The following is a 20,425-nucleotide window of genomic DNA, read 5'->3' as shown; positions in this document are numbered from 1 at the left end:
GGGTCTGGTGGTGGTTCTGCAGCAGGTACTGCTTCCTGTCGCTTATCCAACCATTTCTGCAGGGCCTTGTCAAAGCGTTCCTTAGAGAAGGGTTTTAACAGGTAATCTGTTGCATTCACTTCAAACGCCCTGATGGCATGCTCTTCAAAAGCAGTTGTAAAGATCACCGCCGGCAGTTCCTCTACCAGTTCCAGCATTTCAAATCCATTGATCTTGGGCATCTGCACATCCAGGAAAATGATATCCGGCTGGTGTTGCTGTATTGCCTTTAATCCTTCAAATCCATCATTACACTCCTGCAATACCTGGATCTGTGTAAATGTTCCGAGGTATTCTTTTACAATTTCCCTGGCCAGTGGTTCATCATCAATTATTACTGCTTTTATCATAGCGTTGCGGCACTTTAATCAGTGTTGTGTAAATATTGTCTTTAGCATCCGTTTCCAGTAAATCCTGTCTTGCAAAGAGCAGGTACAACCTACGACGGATAGAGTTTAATCCAAAACCTGTACCAGCCGGCTTTTGTGCCAGGTCGGCATCGAATGGATTCTGTACCTGTATATACAGCAGGTCGTCTACCGCCCATGCCTGTATGGTAATTGTGATCGCATCTGTAGTATCGTACAATCCATACTTGATGGCGTTTTCTACAACAGGTTGCAGGAGCATGGGTGGTATCATCATCTTTTCCACTTCTTCACCTGCTTTTACTTCTGTGGTTAACCGGTGGCCGAAGCGCACTTTTTCTATATCGAGATACCATTGTAAATATTGCAGTTCTTCGGGCAGCAGAATCCATTGCTGGTCTTCTCGCTTCAGGGTACCTCTCAGGAAATCACTGAGCTTTAGTACCATCTCTCTTGCCTGCTGTGGGCGCAATACAATCAATGCATTGATAGAGTTCAGGCTGTTGAATAAAAAATGCGGTTGCAGTTGTTGTCTGAGTTTGTACAATTCTGCTTCGCGCGCTAATCTTTCTGTGGCCTGTTTCCTGTCTGACTCCTGCCGCTGTTCTTCCAGGTCATACCAGTAGAGGCTTTTGAACGCTACGCCTGTAATCAGTAACCATCCGAAAAGGAACCTGACCGGCATTGCAAAATGGATCCATTCCAGGTAAGATTTGTTGTCCTGAAAGGTATATTGCAGGGCCCATGTGCTCAGCGAGATCCAGATCAATGCCTGGGAGGTTGAAAAGCAGAGCACGAAAAAAGCCTTTCCTTTCTGCGGCCGGTAATAGGCCAGGCTGTAACTGATGGTCAATGCTGCCAGCGCCAGAAAACCAATGTGGATACCACTGTCGACCCAGGAAACGGAATCAGAAAAATGGAACCAGAACTGCAACAGCACTGCCTGCACTATCAGTGATACATAGCCGGTGGCTGCAAAGGCCCAGCGAAATGATTTATCTGATATGAGTTGATTTGCCAAATTGTTGTGTTAATATGTTACATTCAGTTAGCATGTACATCCACTCCATTCAACTGCGCTGCTCTTACCTGCAACCATGAGATATAAGCGTTTGGGTCTCCGGGTTCTTCTATACGTGAGTACAGTTCCATACCATCATCCAGGGTTTCCAGGCTATTGACTTCCGGTACGCTGATAAAACGCCATTCTACCAGTTCCTGTTTTTGGTTCTTAAAAGAATATTGTTCGTGCTTACCGAGTTCACAAGCTCTTTGCCAGGCTTCCTGTTTGCTGCCGGCACTGATCAGACGCAGCTGTTCATCGAACTGCGGTGTGTGAGAACCGGTGCCAGTAATGATCTGGTATACGATCTTGGCTACAAACCATTGCATAACTTTAATATTTTAGATCAGCTATAACTTTTAATTTCGATGCCGCCGAATACGCAGCTACCTTTGATGATGAGCACCTTGTTAGGGTTGCTACCTATGAGTTCTATCGGACGTTTATCTTCTACTCCGCCAAATACGCTGCTGGTCATAATTTTCACTTCCCAATTGGCAGGAACGACCAGCTCTACACCACCAAATACACAGTCGCAATTGAGTACGATCGTACCCTCAAAGTCTGCCTGCAAAAGGTTTACATCACAACCGCCAAAGACTGTGGAGATGCGCCCACCTTTAAACTGCTTGGATACGATGAGCCTGTTTTCGCCACTGAATACAATATCTGCATTGATATAATCTTCACCTTCAGGATACAGATCAGGAACTACTTTATATTCCTTTTCTTCATCATCCAGGTATTTCTTTCTTGACCCGGGCCGGAAAATGATAAAAAGTAAACCTACCAGGATTAATAACACCGGCCAGAGAAAACGATTTAAATCTAATGGCAGGGCAAAATATTCTTTTATCATAAACACACCACCAACGACTATCATTATCAAACCTCCTACATTTTTAAATTCACTTTTTGCCAGGAGAATAAGTCCTATACCCATTATCAACATTTGCCAGGATACGATATAGCGGGGAATGTCGAGATCGAGATTGTGCAATAAGAGGAAAACACCTACCAGGAGGATGATAAAACCTTTCATTGCTCCGTGCTTTTCGTGGTTTCTTCGTCTGTAATAGTCTTTATTTCGCATTGTTTGTTTTCATTTACGATACAAACTTAGGAAGGAGGGGTGGGTTTAGGAAGGGGGTTTAGGTTAAAAATGGGGGGCGGGCGGTAAGCGGCAGGAAAAGGTCGGTGAAATTTCCGGGGCGGGGGAATTTTTACGAAAAAGCGCTTTCGCCTTCGGCAAAAGCGCTTTTTCGTGCGGGCGGGCCTGCGGCCGGCTTTTAAGGCGGGCTTTTGGCAAGACGGAGTAGCCTGTGACCAGTTTCAAAGGCGGGGCTTTTAGTAAGCCGGTGGTGGCGCCAATATGGCTTTCAATATGATAGAAAGCTTTGCTGCCCACATCCCCATTTCCTGTCCTGAATAGTGTAACTGATCCTTCACCAGTAAATTAGCAGGATCCTGCATCACCTCGCGGGTATCGGCAGTGATATCCAGGTATTTTACTTTATGCTTCTTTGCAATCCCTTTGTTGGCTTCATTATACTGGTCTATCTGCCCTGCTATTTCATCCCTGTCACGACCTTCGGCATACGGGGTCACACCCCAGTCAGGAATAGAGATCACCACTACATGGCTGGCCTTTCCGCCAGCATAGGCAATAGCCCTTTCCAGCAGTTTGGTAAACCAGGGTTTGTAACTTTCTACCGGAAAGCCCCTATACTGGTCGTTCACCCCAATCAGGAGGGTGACGATATCATAAGTTTCGTTGATCGGGTCCGCGTTAAGGGCATCATTCAGTTCGATGGTAGTCCAGCCGGTTTTGGCCACTATTTTGGGATTCGCCACTTCTATCCCACTGTTTTTCAGAATCTTAACGGTCTGAACAGGGAAACGGTCGTTTTCGCCCACACCTTCGCCAATGGTATAGCTGTCGCCCAGGGCCAGATAGGTAAATACGGTGGTATCGTTGGGAGTCTTCATGGAATTTGCTTTAACCTGTAAGGTGAGGAACAAAAAGCAAATTAAAGATAATTTGTACATAGGGATAGTTTTTAAACTGTCAGGCAGGAAAACCGGGAAGAATCACTGCTTTAACATTACGTTTCGGTCATTAATTAGTACCTTTGCGCTCGAATATTTTTTACAAAATTACGAACACGTAAAGAAACTAGTTTTATGCCGGCAGAAAAAATATCAATGACCAATGGCCAGTTATCGGTTCCCAGCAATCCCATTATTCCTTTTATTGAAGGTGATGGTATCGGGCCGGATATCTGGGCTGCCAGCGTGCGAGTATTTGACGCCGCTGTCGAAAAGGCCTATGGTGGAAAAAGAAAGATAGAATGGAAAGAGGTACTGGCGGGTGAAAAAGCCTTCCAGCAGACAGGTGAATGGCTGCCAAAAGCAACGCTGGACGCCTTCAAGGAATATCTGGTTTCTATCAAAGGACCGCTGTCTACCCCGGTGGGTGGTGGTATCCGTTCCCTGAACGTAGCCATGCGCCAGGAACTGGACCTGTATGCCTGCGTACGCCCTGTACGTTGGTTCGACAAGGTGCCTTCTCCTGTTAAGCACCCTGAGAAAGTAGACATGGTCATTTTCCGCGAGAACACGGAAGATATCTATGCCGGTATCGAATATATGTATGGTACACCAGAAGCTGAAAAACTGCTGAAGTTCCTGCAGGAAGAACTGGGTGTGAAAAAGATCCGTTTCCCTGAAACTTCTTCCCTGGGTATCAAGCCGGTTTCTAAAGAAGGTACTGAACGCCTGGTACGTGCAGCCCTTAAGTATGCACTCGAGAAGAAATTACCTTCTTTAACCCTGGTGCACAAAGGTAACATCATGAAATTCACAGAGGGTGGTTTCAAAAACTGGGGCTATGAACTGGCAGTTCGTGAGTTCGCCGACCAGGTGTATACCTGGGAACAGTGGGAAGCTACCAAGAAAGAGAAAGGTGAAGAGGAAGCCAACAAAGAACTGGGCATTGCTACGGCACATAAAAAACTGATTGTTAAGGATGTGATCGCTGACAACTTCCTGCAGCAAATTCTGCTGGCACCACAGGATTACTCAGTAGTAGCTACCCTGAACCTGAACGGTGACTATATTTCTGACGCCCTGGCAGCGGCTGTAGGCGGTATTGGTATTGCACCTGGTGCGAATATCAACTACCTGACCGGTCATGCGGTGTTCGAAGCTACACATGGTACTGCACCACGCTTTGCCAATACCAATACCATGAACCCCAGCTCTGTGATACTGAGTGGTGTGATGATGCTGGAATATATGGGTTGGAAGGAAGCTGCAGACATGATCGTTCATGGTCTGAGCACAGCGATTGCACGTAAGCGTGTGACTATCGACTTCTACAAGTTGATGGATGATGCAACCCTGGTAAAAACCAGTGAGTTTGCCGATGAAGTGATCAAGCACCTGTAATAAAGGGCTGTTTATAAGTTTGTAAGGGGCTGGCTAAGAAGCGATGAGCTTTTTAGCCGGCCCTTGGTGACTATAGGTGGATACAACAGCAATTTCCCCCGGCAGGTCCGGCCTGCAGCCAGCAGGAAAGAATGAACTGAACCAGCAGGAAAGGATGAATTGAATTTACCTTGAAAATCGAAAAACTTGTAAATTGTGCCCCATTATTGTATATTTCGCGATTACTCGTAACTATTTAAAAATCAAACCCGAAAATGGCAGAAAAAATTAAAGTCGCTAATCCTGTCGTAGAACTGGACGGAGATGAGATGACCAGGATCATCTGGAAATTCATTAAAGATAAACTGATACTTCCTTATCTTGACGTTGATATTAAATACTTTGACCTTGGCATGGAGCATCGTGATGCAACCAACGACCAGGTAACTATAGATGCTGCGAACGCGATCAGAGAAGTGGGTGTAGGTATTAAATGTGCCACCATCACTCCTGACGAGGCTCGTGTAAAAGAGTTCAATCTGAAACAGATGTGGAAATCACCAAACGGTACTATCCGTAACATCCTGGATGGTACAGTTTTCCGTGAGCCAATCGTGACTGCAAACGTTCCACGCCTGGTTCCTAACTGGACTGCTCCTATCTGCATCGGCCGTCATGCTTTCGGTGACCAGTACCGTGCTACTGACTTCGTAACAAAAGGTAAAGGTAAACTGACTATTAAGTTTGAAGGCGAAAACGGTGAAGTGATCGAACATGAAGTATACAACTTCAAAGGCGACGGCGTAGCACTGGCTATGTACAACACCGACGAATCTATCAAAGGTTTTGCAAGGGCTTGTTTCAACCAGGCGCTGATCAAGAAATGGCCTTTGTACCTGAGTACCAAGAACACCATCCTGAAAAAATATGATGGTCGTTTCAAAGATATCTTTGAAGAAATTTATCAGCAGGAATTCAAAGCGCAATTCGATGCTGCTGGTCTGACTTATGAGCACCGCCTGATCGATGACATGGTGGCCAGCGCACTGAAATGGAATGGTAACTTTGTATGGGCTTGTAAGAACTATGATGGTGATGTACAGTCTGATACTGTTGCACAAGGTTTTGGTTCACTGGGTCTGATGACTTCTACCCTGGTTACACCAGATGGTAAAGTGATGGAAGCAGAAGCTGCGCATGGTACTGTAACCCGTCACTATCGTGATCACCAGGCTGGTAAGCCTACTTCTACCAACCCGATTGCATCTATCTTTGCATGGACAAGAGGTCTGGAATTCAGAGGTCGTCTTGATTCTAATCAGGCACTGATTGATTTCTGTCATGCACTGGAGCAGGTTTGTGTAGAGGTTGTGGAGAGTGGAAAGATGACGAAAGATTTGGCTGTTTGTATTCATGGTAATAAAGTTGAACACGGAAAGCATTATCTTTACACTGAAGAATTCCTGACGGCATTGGATGATGCACTGAAGGTAAAACTTGGTAAATAAGTAGTCACACGTTTGCAATACTGATATGAGACGACGTCCTTCCTTTGTGGGGGGACGTTGTTACTTTAGGGAGGTTGGTGGTGGCAAAAAAAAACGCTTTTACCTTCGGTAAAAGCGTTTTTTTTTGCGCGCGGGGGAGATGCCTGCGGCGCTGGGAAATACGGTTATAGTGAATTTTGCGCGCAGTAGATGCCTGCGGCGCAGAAAAAACGATTATAATGACATTAGTTTTTTGAGGACTTTGTCTTCGCCATAGATGTCTTCATAGAACATCATCTTTCCATCCTTGCCCTCGGCGGTGTAGTAGCGTAAATAGATGGGAATACCTTTCGACAAATCAATTTGCTTTTTCTGGCCTTTATCTAACCAGGCACGCACACTATCACGTTTGAAGCGTTTATCATCTTTTATTAAATACATTGCCAGACTATCCCATTGCTGAATGCGTACACAACCATGACTCATGGCACGATAAGCATTTTTGAATAACCCCCTGTTATTCGTATCGTGCAGGTATACAGCGTATTTGTTAAAGAAGTTAAACTTCATAATCCCCAATGAGTTTTCCAGGCCATCCATCTGCCTAAGTACATAAGGGAAATAATTCTTATTGAACTTCTTCCACGGTACACTATCCGGGTCTACTGCATTGCCATCCCTGTCTATTACTTCCAGGTTCTTCTTAGTTAAGTAATGCGGATCCTTCTGAATAGCCGGCAACATTTCTTTGATAGAAATACTAAATGGCACCCGCCAGTATGGATACATCACGAAGTTCGACAACCTTGAATTCAGAAGCGGCGTGCGGGTACGGGGCGCCCCAACAATTACACGGGAGTCGAGAATCACCTGCCCACTATCCCATACCATCATGTGATAACCAGGAATATTTACAAAGATGTAGCGGGTAGGCAATGAATCCGGCCACTTGCGCCAGCGATCCAGGTTCACAGCTGCCTGTATCATCCAGTCATGAAATGATTTATTCATCACCTGGACGGTTTTCTTACCTGCCTGTCCATCTTCATATAAATTGAATTCATGCTGGAATGCTTTTACACCTTCTTTTAGTAAGGTCGTATCAGAACCATGTCCGTTAGATGTATCCGCATGCCCTGTCTGCACCAGGCGGTTCAGCACCAATTGTTTAAAAGCAGGCGTATCTGCATAGGCAACAGGCAGTGAATCCCAATGTAAGGACTGGTACTTTGCTTTGAAATTCAGCAACGCTGCTTTCAATGCATGATAGCCTTCGTTCGCTGGTTCCAGCTGGTGAAAAGTGCCAGAGATGTTATTGTCTTTTAATGCAGTGGTGAGCAGCTGTACCAGTGTAGTATCTGTAATCACAGAATCTGGCCGAAGCGTGATACTATCGCGTGGTGCAATACCATAACGGAGATGGGTAGCCATTTTCATAAATGCATCCGTCATCATGACATCTACCTGCGCCAGGAGCGCGGCATCCTTGCCTGAACCGGTAGCAGCGTGGAGTTCCTGCATGGCAGCATCCAGTGCACTACGGTGGTAGATACCTGCTGGCAAACCTACTTCGTCGGCGTGGTCAATGAAATACAACATCGAATCTACAGCAGGAAGCAATTGTCCGTCTACAGACCATTTGGGCTGGTTGGCGGTGAGCTGGTAAAAGTACTGTAACGCAGGTACGCTGTGTACCGGTACTTTATCCTCAAGGGCTTTGTTATCAGCCGTGTAACTGAGTCGCTCACCTATTTGTTCCGGTACGACTTCGCCCAATTGCTTCACGTCCCTCACTATTTCTCTTTTCCGGAGTTCCCGCTTCCGATGGCAGGAGAACAATGCAAACGATGCTACAAGACATAGCAGTATGTCCCTTACAAACTTATACTTCATTGGCGTTTGAAACAATTGATTAAAGGTACGTATTTGAAAATATTTTCATGGAAGTTATTGACGGGGTCGTAATAATACTACAAAATTGATGCTAACATTTTTCAGGGTTAATATTTTAAAATGCTGATTATTTACAACAGTTCTTCTTCACAAACAAAGACTGTATGAACTTTAATATTGACATGACTACTTTCATCCTTTCTTCTTTAATGCATTCAAAAAATAAGTTCGAATTGTTCTGCAAAGGTATCTTAAAAAAATCAAACGAGGGGCCGAAAGCAAATAATGTAACAACAAACTTTGCAAACATGACAAAGCCCTCACATTACTGCTTTTCAAAAGTCAATAACAAGTTAACGCGGAAATCAAGAGTAAGTTATTTCATTGGAGATGGTATGGGGCAAAAGGGTCAGGATTTATTACTAATGGTGGTGATGACTACTTCTCTTCGTGATTTTCTTCTATCTGGTGTGCGATAGCTAATAACAGGGACATACTGGCAACTTTAGTAGCTTCTGCACGTATATGACCATCCAGATCGTGCTCGAAGAATACGTCATTCCCATTTAAATTCACCTTAAACCGCGGAGAGTGGCCATTAATAGGCTGAACGGAATATCTGTTTCTGTTGTAAACTACGGTAAACGCCTTCATAATCGTATCATTTTACCATTAAGTTAAACAAAGTTTACGCCAGATGATCACAGTCGGTGAAAAAAATAAGGCCCAAACACGCTAAAACGGTTTAGGCCCTTATTAAAGTAATATATTAATTATCAATCCATTACACTACTACTAATTTTAGTTTACAAACCACCAGCGCAATCCCAGCCTGAACTGGAAGTTATTGTAAGGATAATGCGGTCCGGCAAAGTTATTTGTAGCAAAAAAAGTATTCAGATTTTCTGTCCTGATAAATGCATTGAAAGATTTGATACGGAAATGCAGAAATGCAGACAGATCAGGTGCGTAATATTGAACCTTTTGGGTAGTCTGATACACAAATTGACCGATTACCGGAGAGTAGTCATCCGCATTGTAAGCAGTCATATATTTTGCCTCCACACCTACCATCAGGTTCAGGTTGTTAAACAACCTGTTTTCGTAAGCGATGCGGTGGCGGGTCCACAATGTAGGGATGTTCACCGGCGCAGTGCCATGTACCTGCTGGAAGGTCAGATCTACATACCAGTTCCAGTGTTTCCAGGTAAACTTCTTGCTGAACATGATTTCCAACATATTGAAAATCGCCTCTGCCTGTGCACTTGTATAGTAATTACTCATATAGGTGTAGTTGCCTATGATGTAGTAATTCACTGTCAGGTTGTATTTCAGCTTAGGATTGTCTGCTATGAACTGTAATTTGGAAATATTCTCTTTGGCCAGCGAGTTGTTGTACCAGCTATCGTAGTTACTCGCAAAATACTTGTACACATACGATGGTTCCCTGTTCACGTTCGAAAATGCTAACCGCACGTTTCCTAATGTAGGGTTCAGGTATCGGCTCAGCATACCGCTCACGCTATAATCCCCCTGGTTCTCTCCTGCCATGTACAATTCACCTTTGGCCTGAAAATCCCATTTCTGGTTCCGGGTCTTATTGCGGTATTCTCCGTGCAGGGCCAGGTTGCTGAATTTGATATCTGCATCCAGGAAGGTGCCGGTGGTATTTTCGATCCTGGCCCCTGCTGTGATAAAGTGTGCCTGGTTGCCCCTGATGGGAAACTGCACCAGCGAGAGGTCGTTCGCAATCGTTTTAAAATTGTGCTTTGCCCGGATCGTATCGCCGGAATATGCCCAGCCATAATGGTTGGTATAGAAAAACGTATCCGGTGTAGGATCCAGGTAGGCTACCTGGTCTGAATTCAGTTTGAAAGTGTATTGCACCCTGAATACAGGATCGAATTTATATACATCCGTCGTATCGTTCACATGGATGGTATCCCCTTTTCCCCAGTCGTACGACTGCATAAAGAGAAAGCCTGCCTGGTCTATCGAACTCTTTACCGGGATGGTGGAGTTAAAAAGGCTGCTGGTAGTGCTGGCATCGTTACCCAGGTTTACGTCGATGGTTTTACGCTGGCTATAGCGGGGATTGTCCAGGTCATCATCGTTTTTGATACCTCCGTTTTCACCATTCGCATACTTGTTATAGTAGTAACTAAGGGTGGCATTGTACCGCTTGTCCTTAGAGTTATACCGCCCGGTCAGGCGGTAAATGTTATGGTTGGTGGTCTGCGAGCGGAAAGCGCCGGGGGCGTAAATCTTCTCGTACTCAAACCCAAAATTGAACTTGTCCGTACGGTTCTGGGTATGCATGACACCCAGTTGCTGTTCCTGGTTACCACCGATCATATAATTCAGTTCCGAATACGGCCGGTTGGAATAGTAGATCCTTGCGTTATCGTGATTGAATCCGTAGGCATCAAAGCTATGAAAACCGGGGTCGAAACCTGCTGTCATACGAGGTGTGAAGGCCACCGGGCGTGCCGGGGAACCATTGTTACCGAGAAAGATGTAGTTCGCGGGCACTCTCAGAAAAGGGCCATTGAAATCGGAGATCGAGGAGTCCATCCTGTAATCGGTGGGTTCTCCCAATTTCCGGTAAGTGATGGTCAGTGTGTCCGGTACCTGGTGGTTAGAGCCGGAGTCTTTTGTCGTCTTTGAAGAGCTACCGCCGCTGCCCATGTTACTGAAACGGCTGGTAATCTGCGCCTTTACCTGCGACATTATGACCAACAATAAAAACGTAATAATAAATGACCGCATTCTATGTTTTGTTTCCTGCTTCTTTTTGTGCTAGCTGAAAAGTGTGCAATTTATGCAAAACCTTATAACACGCTGATCAGTTCCCTGAAAATAAGTGTTAATTTCGGTTCAGCTGCATTGGCAGCTTCCAGCACTTCTTCGTGGGTGATCACATTTTCCTCTTCCCGAATGCCGATATCAGTGATCACGCTCATGGCAAATACCTGCATACCACTGTGTATGGCTACAATCACTTCGGGTACGGTGCTCATACCTACTGCATCGCCACCGATGGTGTGCATATACCTGTATTCAGCCCTGGTTTCGAAGGTAGGGCCCTGTACCCCTACGTATACACCGGTATGTACAGGAATGTTATTGTTTGCCGCAATTTCTTTTGCCCTGGCAATCAATGCCCTGGAATATGGCTCACTCATATCAGGGAAACGGGGACCTAATTCAGCAATATTTGGGCCACGCAGGGGATGTTCCGGCTGCAGGTTGATATGATCATGGATAATCATGAGGTCACCTACGCTGAAAGCACGGTTCATGCCACCGGCGGCATTGGAAACCAACAGGGTCTGAACACCCAGGGCCTTGAAAACCCTGACCGGGAAGGTTACCTGTTGCATGGAGAAACCTTCATAATAATGGAAACGACCTGCCATAGCTACTACGGGGCGACCATTCATCCTGCCTAAAACCAGCCGGCCACGATGCCCTTCGACAGTCGAGGTAGGGAAATGGGGAATCGACTCATAAGGTATTTCGATGGCCTCCGAGATTTCGCCGGCCAGGTTACCCAATCCACTTCCCAGAATAATACCTACCTCAGGTGTCAGGGACCATATTTTCTTAATATAGTCCGAAGCAGCAGCTATTTGTTGTAACAGATCACTCATTTTTTGAAAATAATTATAGTTTTATGGTGCTGATCCCTGTCATGTTTTTTATAAGGCAACGGTCATTTTGAAACTGGGCCACGTTGTGAATAACTGTATGATATCCAACGATTCGTACATATTCGGCTGACGGTAGTCAGAGATCGCTGTCAGGCTCACTGCGGTGTTTTATGCTGACGGTTACCTTTTCGACAGGGTTGCGCAAAGTTATTTTTAAATTCACAAAACGCTAGGGTTTTATATTTAAATCATAATGCCCTATTTTAGCGGCAAATTTTTATCAGATGAACTTACATGAATACCAGGCTAAAGAACTGTTGAAGAAATACAATGTTCCGGTACAGGAAGGGATTCCGGTTGATACTCCGGAAGCGGCGGCTGAAGCGTACAAACAATTGAAGGTACAGTATGGTAATGAGTTTGCAGTGGTAAAGGCACAGATACATGCCGGTGGACGTGGTAAAGGTACCATTCGTGGTAAAGAGCAGCGTGGTGTAGCTGTTGGTAAAAATGCGGAAGACGTAAAAACAATTGCCGGAAACATCCTTGGCGGCGTACTGGTAACCATCCAGACCGGAGAGGCCGGCAAACTGGTAAATAAAGTACTGGTGGCTCAGGACGTGTACTATCCTGGTCCTAACCCCATTAAAGAATTATACCTTTCTATCCTGCTGGATCGTGCAAAAGGTCAGAACGTAATCATGTACTCCACTGAAGGTGGTATGGACATTGAAGAGGTGGCTCACAAAACTCCGGAAAAAATCTTCAAGGAGTGGGTACAGCCTAACACTACCCTGCAGGGTTTCCAGGCCAGAAAGATCGCTTTTAACTTCGGTCTGAGTGGTGAAGCATTTAAAAACATGGTGAAGTTCGTGACTAACCTGTACAATGCTTATGTAGGTCTGGATGCGAGCATGCTGGAAATCAACCCGCTGTTCAAAACCAGTGATGACAAGATCATTGCAGTGGACTGTAAACTGAACCTGGATGACAACGCACTGATGCGTCATGCTGACCTGGAGGCGCTGCGTGATATTTCTGAAGAAGATCCTACAGAAGTAGAAGCAGGTAAATACAACCTGAACTTTGTGAAACTGGATGGTAACGTAGGTTGTATGGTGAATGGTGCTGGTCTGGCAATGGCCACCATGGACATGATTAAGCTGAGTGGTGGTGAGCCTGCAAACTTCCTGGACGTAGGAGGTACTGCAAATGCACAGACTGTGGAAGCTGGTTTCCGTATCATTCTGAAAGATCCTAAAGTAAAAGCGATCCTGATCAATATCTTTGGTGGTATTGTTCGTTGTGATCGTGTTGCACAGGGTGTAATCGATGCATACAAATCAATCGGTAATATCAACGTACCTATCATTGTACGTTTGCAGGGTACGAATGCTGAAGAAGCGAAGAAACTGATCGAAGAGAGCGGTTTGACAGTACAGTCTGCGATTTTGCTGAGTGAGGCAGCTGCGCTGGTGAATAAGGCCGTGAGCAAATAGCAATAGTGGAGAAAGCCTTTGGTAAAAACCCGGGGCTTTCTTTACTATAGACTATTGCTATTTGGTCATGCCAAAATTAAAGCTCGTCCCAAAGGGACGAGCTTTAATTTTGATACCATGGTCGCGTGGGGAGCCCGGCAAATTCTGTCACTTTTTTAAAACAACCCATCACATTTCCACCCCACCTTCCCCAAAAATCCCTACCTTTATTATCCATCCTCATATTACCTGAATGCCTACAGGTACGCATCTTTTATTACCTATTAAATTCAGTCAAAACAATGAAACGCATTGGCGATTTCTTCCTGTTCTGCTCCGGTGCACACGTGCCCCTACTTCGGCGGGCACCTACGGAAACCAATAAATATGGGGGCATCGGGGCAACTATTTTCTTTACGGGTTTGCTGGCCGCCTTCTCCGGGGGATATGCGCTATGGAGCGTATTTGGTCAGCTCTGGTCTACATTATTGTTTGGACTGATCTGGGGTCTGATGATTTTTAACTTAGACCGGTACATTGTGTCGGGCATGAAAAAGCGCAACAAATTCAGCAGTGAGTTTTTAATTGCCCTGCCTCGTATTGTACTGGCCATTTTAATCGCCATTGTGATTTCAAAACCACTGGAACTGCAGGTCTTTGGCAAAGAAATAAGGCAGGAACTCATCATCATGGAACAGCAGGTGTTCAAAACCCAGGAGGACAATGTGCTAGCCCGTTACAAGCAACGCATGAACGAGCTGAATGGGGAAATTGCCGTTCTTGAAAAAGGCATTCAGGCACAGGCCCTGCGCCGGGATACCCTGCAAAAAATTGCCCAGGAAGAAGCGGATGGTACCGGTGGCTCACGCGTGAAAAACCTGGGCCCTATTTACAAAGCCAAGAAAGCAGATGCAGACAGTGCAAACATAACCCTGCAAAGAATCTCTGCCGAAAACGGCGCCCTCATTGCCAGCAAAAGAAAAGAACTGGCGGGCATCGATTCTACTTTCAAGGCGACGGTAGCACAACTGGACCGTACACACATTGACGGCCTCGCTTCTCAACTGGATGCACTCGGTCATCTTACAGAAAAGAGTGCGCCTGTAAGATGGGCGAACTGGTTTATTACCCTGCTGTTCATCACCATCGAAACAGCGCCGGTATTTGTAAAACTCATCTCTCCCCGCGGGCCATACGATGACCTGCTGGAAGCACATGAACATGCATTTATCATTTACAGAAAAGAGAAAATTGAAAAGAGAGAAAGGGCGTACGAAAACAGGATGATGGTGGTGCGCTAAGCGGCGATAACTTCTACTTCGTAAACGGGGCTGAACAAATACATTCTTTTAGTAGCTACTTCTTCACAACGGTAGCGCTTTCTTACCTTTTCACCTTTCCGGAATATTCTTCCATCCTTTGTTTTGAACAACTGATCCAGCGGCAACTGCTCCACCAGGTAATGATTTGCCTTCCGGCGATCATACCTGGTCAGCACCCGCATTAAGTCATCATCTGCACACGAGCTGGCAGCAGGATTCTGTATACTCTGCCGCAGGGCTCCTTCCACATCTGATGGCAGGTATCCTTTTCCCACAAACTGCCTGAGAATATTCGAAAACTGGTGTTTCCATTCCCTTCCATGCGAAGCTACCCGGTTACCATATAAATTAAAGGTAGTCAGGTGAGCCATTTCATGCAATAAAGTGATGAGAAATGCGTACTTGTTCAGGTTGCCGTTGATACTGATGCGGTGGCCGCCCCGGGAATCGGGATGGCGGTAGTCGCCCAGTATGCTGGTCCTTTCGCGGGTAATAGTCAGGTGTACTTTAAATTCCCGGATATAAGCAAGCACCTGCTCAAAGGTTCCTTCGGGCAGGTAGGCCGCTAATGCTTGTAAGGGATGTTCGTGCTTCACGACCGCTTACTTTTTCCGTTTGGTCAGCTGCTGCAGGCTTAGGGTCTCCACGACCGTGTACACTACATACAGGAACATGAGTATGAAAATAGTCTCTTTGCTGGTATGGGCGCGGTTCAGTACTACATATACAGTAATGCCCACCAGGCATAGCATCATTTTGCTAAGAGTAGAAGCATAAACCCTGCGTACGAAGGCGTTGTTGTCGGCAGATGCGATGCCTTTACGGTTCATGCTGTAAGAGAGTCCGGTAATAGCGGCTAACGCCAGGTTGCCAATGAGCAGTACATGCTGATGTACGCCTTTCTCCAGCAACCGGGCATTGAAATAAATAAGCGCGCTATTCAATATGATAAAAAGGCCTATAAGCCTATAGTAAAACCTGTCAGTCATTCCTGCGGGTATCTTTGATGATTTGCCACAAAATTACCGCTAAAGCCAGTAAAGAAAAAATGATCATGAAAACAGGAATACGCCATCCTGTTCGCTGGTCTAGTTTATAACCGGCAAAAACGGCCAATCCGAGGGAGGCCATCATCTGAAATGCAAGTCCACCGTACCGATAGAGCGAATTAGGCTTCTTCGGTGGCTTTTTCTGTGACAACGGATCTTCCATGCTTTTCTTTCTGGTTAGCTGCAGCTGCTGCTACGTCTTCCGGCTCCATGTAGCAACGGCCATTGAACTTAGCAGATGGTTCCATTTCAAAATGAGCGGTGTAAACATCTCCTTTCACCAGTGCATTGCCTTTCAGGAATAGCAGGTCTTCTACCTTGATAATACCTGTTACCTTTCCGAGAATGTCGGCACTGTTACAAATAAGATCACCGGTGATCTCACCTTCCGGTCCTACCACAATCTTAGCTTTTGTAGAAACCAGGCCGTTTACCTGGCCATCAATGCGAATGTCCCCTTCGCATACAATATCTCCCTGAATAGAAGTACCACTACCAATAATGTTTACATTAGAAGTAGGCATTACTGTTTTACTCTCGCTTCTTGTGTTGCGGTTGTTGTTGTTGCTAAACATAGGATTTTAGGTTTTTCAGCTTTTAACTGATTGTAAGATAGTATTAATTATTCACGTATTACTAGTGCCTGCAAATCACGTCAATGAAGAAGTTATTCACATTTTTCCCTAACGGTTGTAGTGTCCCATAGCGTATAAGGATGCCCTAATTTTTTAGTCTTCTACTTTAATAAGTACTGTTATCTACTTTTGGTACTTTTAAGGTGGTTGTATCCAGCTTGCTGGTTGAAAAGTCCCCACCGATTACCTGTTTAATATTGTCCAGGTATTTGTCACGCGCGTTGATAGCATTTTCCAGGGAGTCTGTGCGCATCTTGAGCCGGATGAACTCACGACGTTGTTTCAAATCTCCATAACCTGGAATATAATAACGTAATGGCGTAAATACTACGGTGGCTACGGTAATGGTTACCAGTAATACGAACAATGTGCTTAATGCAACATACACACTTGTCCGGGAAAGTTTGAATGAAGTGACCTCTTCATAGGTATTGTCGTTCATAATCACCAGACGGTACCTGTTGCCTATCCGTCCCACATTTCTGCCTTTTTTATCGCGCTTGTTAGCCATATCCGCAATATAACCTGATATAATTTCTGATAATCAACCGGCTAAAGTTAAACATTTATATTATTTACTATGCAAAAAATTGCAATTTGCCTGAAAACAGGGAGAAAAAAATAATTATCCTATCTTTAAAAATAAAATTCCTAACATCTTAGTTATATATAGTTCAGCCTATACACCCTGGCATCCATGAATATTTGCAGATCATTTTATAAACATATATCATACACCGGCCTGGTATTATTCCTCGTATGCGTATTCAGTGTGCAAAAGGCACAGGCACAGCGTAAGGATAGCACTAATGTGAATTCGCGCACGACCACCCGGAATCCTAATTCCCAGGTCCAGACCAAAACCATCCAAAGGCCCATAGGCCCAAAGCTGGATGACAGGCGGCCTCCCTCAGAAGACCTGGCTAAAAAGAAATGGACCATTAAGCGGAAACTGGTACAAAATACCGTTTCACGTTACAACTACTATTTTAATGCAAAAAAGAAACTGCGCCTGGTTACGCACAATGTAAGCCGTACCGGCCAGGACAACTATAACTACCTCCTCCCCTTCTACCCTTACAGTACTGCCAACCAGGGCGTCAGCAAAAGCGACCTCGACTCTGTTATCGAAAAGGCTTCTATCAATATCCAGATCCATGACCCACGCAGTAAATGGATGGACGATAGTTACCTGCTGATCGGTAAAGCCTACTTTTTCCAGGGGGAATGGGATAAGGCAAGCCGGACTTTCAACTTTATCAATACCAACTATCTTCCTAAAAAGAAGAATGAATATAAATCTGTAGTAGGTTCTGTCGAAAAAGACCAGATCACCGTGGCCAGCCGCGAAAAGCGGAAGCCGCCTATCGGCTGGTTCAAGCACACCTTTGCCAGAAATGATGCCTTTGTGTGGAATGCAAAGACCAAGATTGAAGAAAATAATTACGACGAAGCCCGCTCTATCATCAACGTGCTCGACCAGGATCCTTACTTTCCGAAACGACTGGATGGAGAGCTGGCAGAAGTAAAAGCCTATAGCCTATACAAACAGGGGAAATTCCGGGAAGCCATCGAGCCCCTGCAAATTGCAGAACACAAGAAACAAAACAGGGATGAAAAAGCACGTATGGCTTACATCCTGGGCCAGTTGTACACCAACTACAACCAACCGGATTCTGCCATCGCTATGTACTACCATGTGATCAAAACCAAGCCGGACCAGATGATGGAATTCCAGGCCCGGATTGCGATCAATAAACTGAAAGCCACGATGCCGGGCGGTTCGCTGGATCAAAGTCTCGCTACCCTGGCAAAGATGGCGAAGCGAGAGAAATACCAGGACTTCCGCGATGCTATTTATTATACCATGGCACAGCTGGTACTGCCTACCGACAGGGAAGCAGCCCTCGGTTACCTGCGCCAGTCACTGAAAGCAAGCGCGCAAAGCCAGACTCCCAACCCTATGCAGAAAGCACTCACCTACAAACTGATTGCCGACATTTACTATGAACAACGTACTTACCGCTCTGCCAAGAGCTTCTACGACAGCACCGCTTCGGTAATGCCACCGGAATTCCAGGACTCTGCAGTGGTGAATAAACGTAAAAAAGTACTGACAGATGTAGCGTTGAAAATTGAGGCCATCCAGCTGCAGGACAGCTTACAGCGCATAGCAGCTATGCCTGAAAGTGACCGGAAAATATTCTTAACGAAACTGGCAGTACAAATCCGTAAAGACGCAGAAGAAAAAGCAAAGAAAGAAAAACCTGATTCCGCTGCTGACATGGCAGAAGCCATGGCCAGCGCCAATACCAACAATCCCTTCAGTAACAATGGCCTGAATACCAAAACCGGGCAGAAATCAGACCAGGGTGACTGGTACTTCTATAATACCGCCAGCAAAGCATCTGGTTTCCAAGAGTTTAAGCGCAAATGGGGGAACCGCGGCAACACGGATAACTGGCGTCGCAGCCAGAACGGTGTGGTTGCGGTAAAAGAAAACCAGCAACCGGTGGATGAAAATGGCAATCCTTTAAACCCCGATGGTCAGCCGAAAAAGAAAGAGACACCAGCCGACAGCACCACGGCAGAAACCCTGGCCGCCAATCTGCCACTGACGCCGGACGACTTATTGAAATCCAATATCATTGCAGAAGAAGCCTTTTATGACCTGGGTAAACTGTACAGCGACGGCCTGGATAATTTAGACCTGGGTATTGAAACGTACGATACTTTACTGAACAGATATCCACATCACCCCAACAAAACGGAGGTGATTTACTCCCTGTATATCTGGCATAATAAACTGAACCATACTGCACTGGCCAACAGTTTCCGCCAGCAGATCATGAGCAGCTACGGAGATTCGAAGTTTGCGAGCATTATCCGTTTCGGTGGGCTGAAGGATGAGAATATCGGTAAGAAAAAAGAGATCTCTTCAGCATATGAGCAGGTGTATGGCGCTTACCTGGATTGTAACTACGAGACGGCGTTGCGCATGAAGAAAGAAGCAGACAGCACCTTCGGCCTCAACTTCATGCAACCGAAATTTGACCTGCTGGAAGCCATGATTATTGCGAAGATGGATACCTGTGAGTTTGGTAGGCAGGCATTTGTCACCGTCATGAACAAATACCAGAATGACGACCAGGTATATGCAAGGTCCAAAGAACTGCTGGATGCGCTGGACAACCGTCCTGCACTGGTAGTGTACCTCTCCATGCTGGAACTGGAAAGAAAACCGGAAGCACCAAAGCTGGATGAGGATATAACCATGATCTATCCATGGCAGCGACCACATCCTGAACTGACAGATGCGCAGGTGAAAACGGCAACAGCAGATTCTATTAAACTGGCGGCAGACAATGCAAAACTAAAGATAGCACCGCTGCCACCGCCGATGAAACCGAAGGTTATTTACAAACTGGTGGCAGATGCCCCGCATTTTGTTGTGATGTCATTTAATAGATTGACGAAGAAAGCGGTGGAAGAATCGGTGGAACAGTTTACCAAATACAATAAGGAACATCACCCGGATCAGAAAATACAGGTGGGGAGTTATGTGATGAGTCAGACAGAGGTGTTGTTGATTTTCAGGTTATTTGATAATGAAGACAGGGCGTTGGATTATTTTGATGAGATCAGGTTGGGGGCGGGAAAGATTATCCCGCAGATGCGACCTTCGGATTATTCTATGTTTATAATTTCAAGGGATAATTTTATTTTGATGAATACCAGGAAGGATTTGGAGGGGTATAAGAAGTATTTTGGGGATAATTATATTATAGAGTAGAAAGGTTTGTAATTTGTATACATTACAAAATCGCTTTTGCCTGCGGCAAAAGCGATTTTGTTAAAGGGGAGGGAGATTTGGGGGGGTAGATAAAAGCGATTTTGTTAAAGGGAAGGAAGATTTGAGGGTTTGGCAAAGGAGGTTTTGTTGAAGGGGAGTTTAACGTTAGGCAGAAGCGATCTTGTTAAGGGGGAAGGGGCATTTTAAAATGCAGCA

At 45.4% G+C, this 20,425-nt stretch carries 18 protein-coding genes; 5 read left to right on the top strand and 13 right to left on the bottom strand.

The genetic code is table 11. The features are described 5' to 3' along the window. The 5 genes from ABDW16_RS25505 to ABDW16_RS25485 form a co-directional block, all read right to left on the bottom strand. Positions 1-389, bottom strand: a 389-nt coding sequence (locus ABDW16_RS25505) for a response regulator (protein ID WP_343673713.1), incomplete at its 3' end; no start/stop codon positions are given. Continuing rightward, positions 367-1,428, bottom strand: a complete 1,062-nt coding sequence (locus ABDW16_RS25500) for a histidine kinase (RefSeq protein ID WP_343673712.1) — start codon at positions 1,426-1,428, stop codon at positions 367-369. The genes ABDW16_RS25505 and ABDW16_RS25500, both read right to left, overlap by 23 nt. Before the next feature lie 23 nt (positions 1,429-1,451). Beyond that, positions 1,452-1,799 carry a DUF4288 domain-containing protein gene (locus ABDW16_RS25495; RefSeq protein ID WP_343673710.1) on the bottom strand — a complete coding sequence of 116 codons (348 nt, stop codon included), beginning with the start codon at positions 1,797-1,799 and terminating at the stop codon, positions 1,452-1,454. A gap of 17 nt (positions 1,800-1,816) precedes the next feature. After that, complete coding sequence (locus tag ABDW16_RS25490) at positions 1,817-2,512, bottom strand: DUF5668 domain-containing protein (RefSeq protein ID WP_343673709.1); 696 nt, start codon at positions 2,510-2,512, stop codon at positions 1,817-1,819. Positions 2,513-2,817: 305 nt separating this feature from the next. Further along, the gene (locus ABDW16_RS25485) at positions 2,818-3,459 is read right to left on the bottom strand and encodes a GDSL-type esterase/lipase family protein (protein ID WP_343673708.1); all 642 of its coding nucleotides are present in this window, start codon (positions 3,457-3,459) and stop codon (positions 2,818-2,820) included. Between the two features lie 195 nt (positions 3,460-3,654). Here ABDW16_RS25485 and icd point away from each other — a divergent pair, with 195 nt between their 5' ends. Both icd and ABDW16_RS25475 read left to right on the top strand, forming a co-directional pair. Beyond that, entirely contained in the window at positions 3,655-4,920 is a 1,266-nt protein-coding gene (icd, locus tag ABDW16_RS25480) for an NADP-dependent isocitrate dehydrogenase (RefSeq protein WP_343673707.1), read from the top strand. A gap of 254 nt (positions 4,921-5,174) precedes the next feature. After that, positions 5,175-6,407, top strand: a complete 1,233-nt coding sequence (locus ABDW16_RS25475; RefSeq protein WP_343673706.1) for an NADP-dependent isocitrate dehydrogenase — start codon at positions 5,175-5,177, stop codon at positions 6,405-6,407. Positions 6,408-6,620: 213 nt separating this feature from the next. Here ABDW16_RS25475 and ABDW16_RS25470 read toward each other — a convergent pair whose 3' ends face one another. From ABDW16_RS25470 to ABDW16_RS25455, 4 genes are all read right to left on the bottom strand, one after another. Further along, positions 6,621-8,279 (bottom strand): L,D-transpeptidase family protein, encoded by a 1,659-nt coding sequence (locus ABDW16_RS25470; protein ID WP_343673704.1) that lies wholly within the window; start codon positions 8,277-8,279, stop codon positions 6,621-6,623. A 438-nt stretch (positions 8,280-8,717) separates the two neighbouring features. Further along, positions 8,718-8,933 carry a hypothetical protein gene (locus ABDW16_RS25465; RefSeq protein WP_343673703.1) on the bottom strand — a complete coding sequence of 72 codons (216 nt, stop codon included), beginning with the start codon at positions 8,931-8,933 and terminating at the stop codon, positions 8,718-8,720. Between the two features lie 147 nt (positions 8,934-9,080). Further along, positions 9,081-11,048, bottom strand: a complete 1,968-nt coding sequence (locus ABDW16_RS25460) for a putative porin (protein WP_343673701.1) — start codon at positions 11,046-11,048, stop codon at positions 9,081-9,083. 62 nt (positions 11,049-11,110) lie between these two features. Further along, entirely contained in the window at positions 11,111-11,932 is an 822-nt protein-coding gene (locus tag ABDW16_RS25455) for a purine-nucleoside phosphorylase (protein WP_343673700.1), read from the bottom strand. Between the two features lie 284 nt (positions 11,933-12,216). On the opposite strand from ABDW16_RS25455, the gene sucC reads away from it, so the two are divergent. Together sucC and ABDW16_RS25445 are read left to right on the top strand one after the other, a co-directional pair. Further along, complete coding sequence (gene sucC, locus ABDW16_RS25450) at positions 12,217-13,431, top strand: ADP-forming succinate--CoA ligase subunit beta (RefSeq protein ID WP_343673698.1); 1,215 nt, start codon at positions 12,217-12,219, stop codon at positions 13,429-13,431. Between the two features lie 281 nt (positions 13,432-13,712). Next, positions 13,713-14,711 carry a DUF4407 domain-containing protein gene (locus ABDW16_RS25445; protein WP_343673696.1) on the top strand — a complete coding sequence of 333 codons (999 nt, stop codon included), beginning with the start codon at positions 13,713-13,715 and terminating at the stop codon, positions 14,709-14,711. Here ABDW16_RS25445 and ABDW16_RS25440 read toward each other — a convergent pair. From ABDW16_RS25440 to ABDW16_RS25425, 4 genes are all read right to left on the bottom strand, one after another. After that, a complete protein-coding gene (locus ABDW16_RS25440) occupies positions 14,708-15,328 on the bottom strand; it encodes a SprT-like domain-containing protein (protein ID WP_343673694.1) in 621 nt (206 codons plus the stop codon). The two genes, ABDW16_RS25445 and ABDW16_RS25440, sit on opposite strands and share 4 nt — an antisense overlap. A gap of 6 nt (positions 15,329-15,334) precedes the next feature. Next, the gene (locus tag ABDW16_RS25435; protein WP_343673692.1) at positions 15,335-15,721 is read right to left on the bottom strand and encodes a hypothetical protein; all 387 of its coding nucleotides are present in this window, start codon (positions 15,719-15,721) and stop codon (positions 15,335-15,337) included. 179 nt (positions 15,722-15,900) lie between these two features. Then, positions 15,901-16,356 (bottom strand): polymer-forming cytoskeletal protein, encoded by a 456-nt coding sequence (locus tag ABDW16_RS25430; RefSeq protein ID WP_343673691.1) that lies wholly within the window; start codon positions 16,354-16,356, stop codon positions 15,901-15,903. A 166-nt stretch (positions 16,357-16,522) separates the two neighbouring features. Continuing rightward, positions 16,523-16,927: a hypothetical protein gene (locus ABDW16_RS25425; protein WP_343673690.1), complete on the bottom strand. Its 405-nt coding sequence runs from the start codon at positions 16,925-16,927 to the stop codon at positions 16,523-16,525. 186 nt (positions 16,928-17,113) lie between these two features. Here ABDW16_RS25425 and ABDW16_RS25420 point away from each other — a divergent pair, with 186 nt between their 5' ends. After that, positions 17,114-20,209: a tetratricopeptide repeat protein gene (locus ABDW16_RS25420; protein ID WP_343673689.1), complete on the top strand. Its 3,096-nt coding sequence runs from the start codon at positions 17,114-17,116 to the stop codon at positions 20,207-20,209. Positions 20,210-20,425 lie beyond the last annotated feature (216 nt).

The organism is Chitinophaga sp., assembly GCF_039596135.1.
GTDB lineage: Bacteria > Bacteroidota > Bacteroidia > Chitinophagales > Chitinophagaceae > Chitinophaga.
The sequence above is the reverse complement of the archived record's forward strand: the minus strand, read 5'-3'. Positions and strand labels throughout refer to the sequence as shown.

Excerpts from the sequence above, each read along its gene's own strand:
- ABDW16_RS25475 (WP_343673706.1), top strand. The coding sequence starts at position 5,175 with ATGGCAGAAAAAATTAAAGTCGCTAATCCTGTCGTAGAACTGGACGGA.
- sucC (WP_343673698.1), top strand. The coding sequence starts at position 12,217 with ATGAACTTACATGAATACCAGGCTAAAGAACTGTTGAAGAAATACAAT.
- ABDW16_RS25490 (WP_343673709.1), bottom strand. The coding sequence starts at position 2,512 with ATGAAAGGTTTTATCATCCTCCTGGTAGGTGTTTTCCTCTTATTGCAC.
- icd (WP_343673707.1), top strand. The coding sequence starts at position 3,655 with ATGCCGGCAGAAAAAATATCAATGACCAATGGCCAGTTATCGGTTCCC.
- ABDW16_RS25430 (WP_343673691.1), bottom strand. The coding sequence starts at position 16,356 with ATGTTTAGCAACAACAACAACCGCAACACAAGAAGCGAGAGTAAAACA.
- ABDW16_RS25485 (WP_343673708.1), bottom strand. The coding sequence starts at position 3,459 with ATGAAGACTCCCAACGATACCACCGTATTTACCTATCTGGCCCTGGGC.
- ABDW16_RS25495 (WP_343673710.1), bottom strand. The coding sequence starts at position 1,799 with ATGCAATGGTTTGTAGCCAAGATCGTATACCAGATCATTACTGGCACC.
- ABDW16_RS25420 (WP_343673689.1), top strand. The coding sequence starts at position 17,114 with ATGAATATTTGCAGATCATTTTATAAACATATATCATACACCGGCCTG.
- ABDW16_RS25435 (WP_343673692.1), bottom strand. The coding sequence starts at position 15,721 with ATGACTGACAGGTTTTACTATAGGCTTATAGGCCTTTTTATCATATTG.
- ABDW16_RS25445 (WP_343673696.1), top strand. The coding sequence starts at position 13,713 with ATGAAACGCATTGGCGATTTCTTCCTGTTCTGCTCCGGTGCACACGTG.
- ABDW16_RS25425 (WP_343673690.1), bottom strand. The coding sequence starts at position 16,927 with ATGGCTAACAAGCGCGATAAAAAAGGCAGAAATGTGGGACGGATAGGC.
- ABDW16_RS25465 (WP_343673703.1), bottom strand. The coding sequence starts at position 8,933 with ATGAAGGCGTTTACCGTAGTTTACAACAGAAACAGATATTCCGTTCAG.
- ABDW16_RS25455 (WP_343673700.1), bottom strand. The coding sequence starts at position 11,932 with ATGAGTGATCTGTTACAACAAATAGCTGCTGCTTCGGACTATATTAAG.
- ABDW16_RS25460 (WP_343673701.1), bottom strand. The coding sequence starts at position 11,048 with ATGCGGTCATTTATTATTACGTTTTTATTGTTGGTCATAATGTCGCAG.
- ABDW16_RS25470 (WP_343673704.1), bottom strand. The coding sequence starts at position 8,279 with ATGAAGTATAAGTTTGTAAGGGACATACTGCTATGTCTTGTAGCATCG.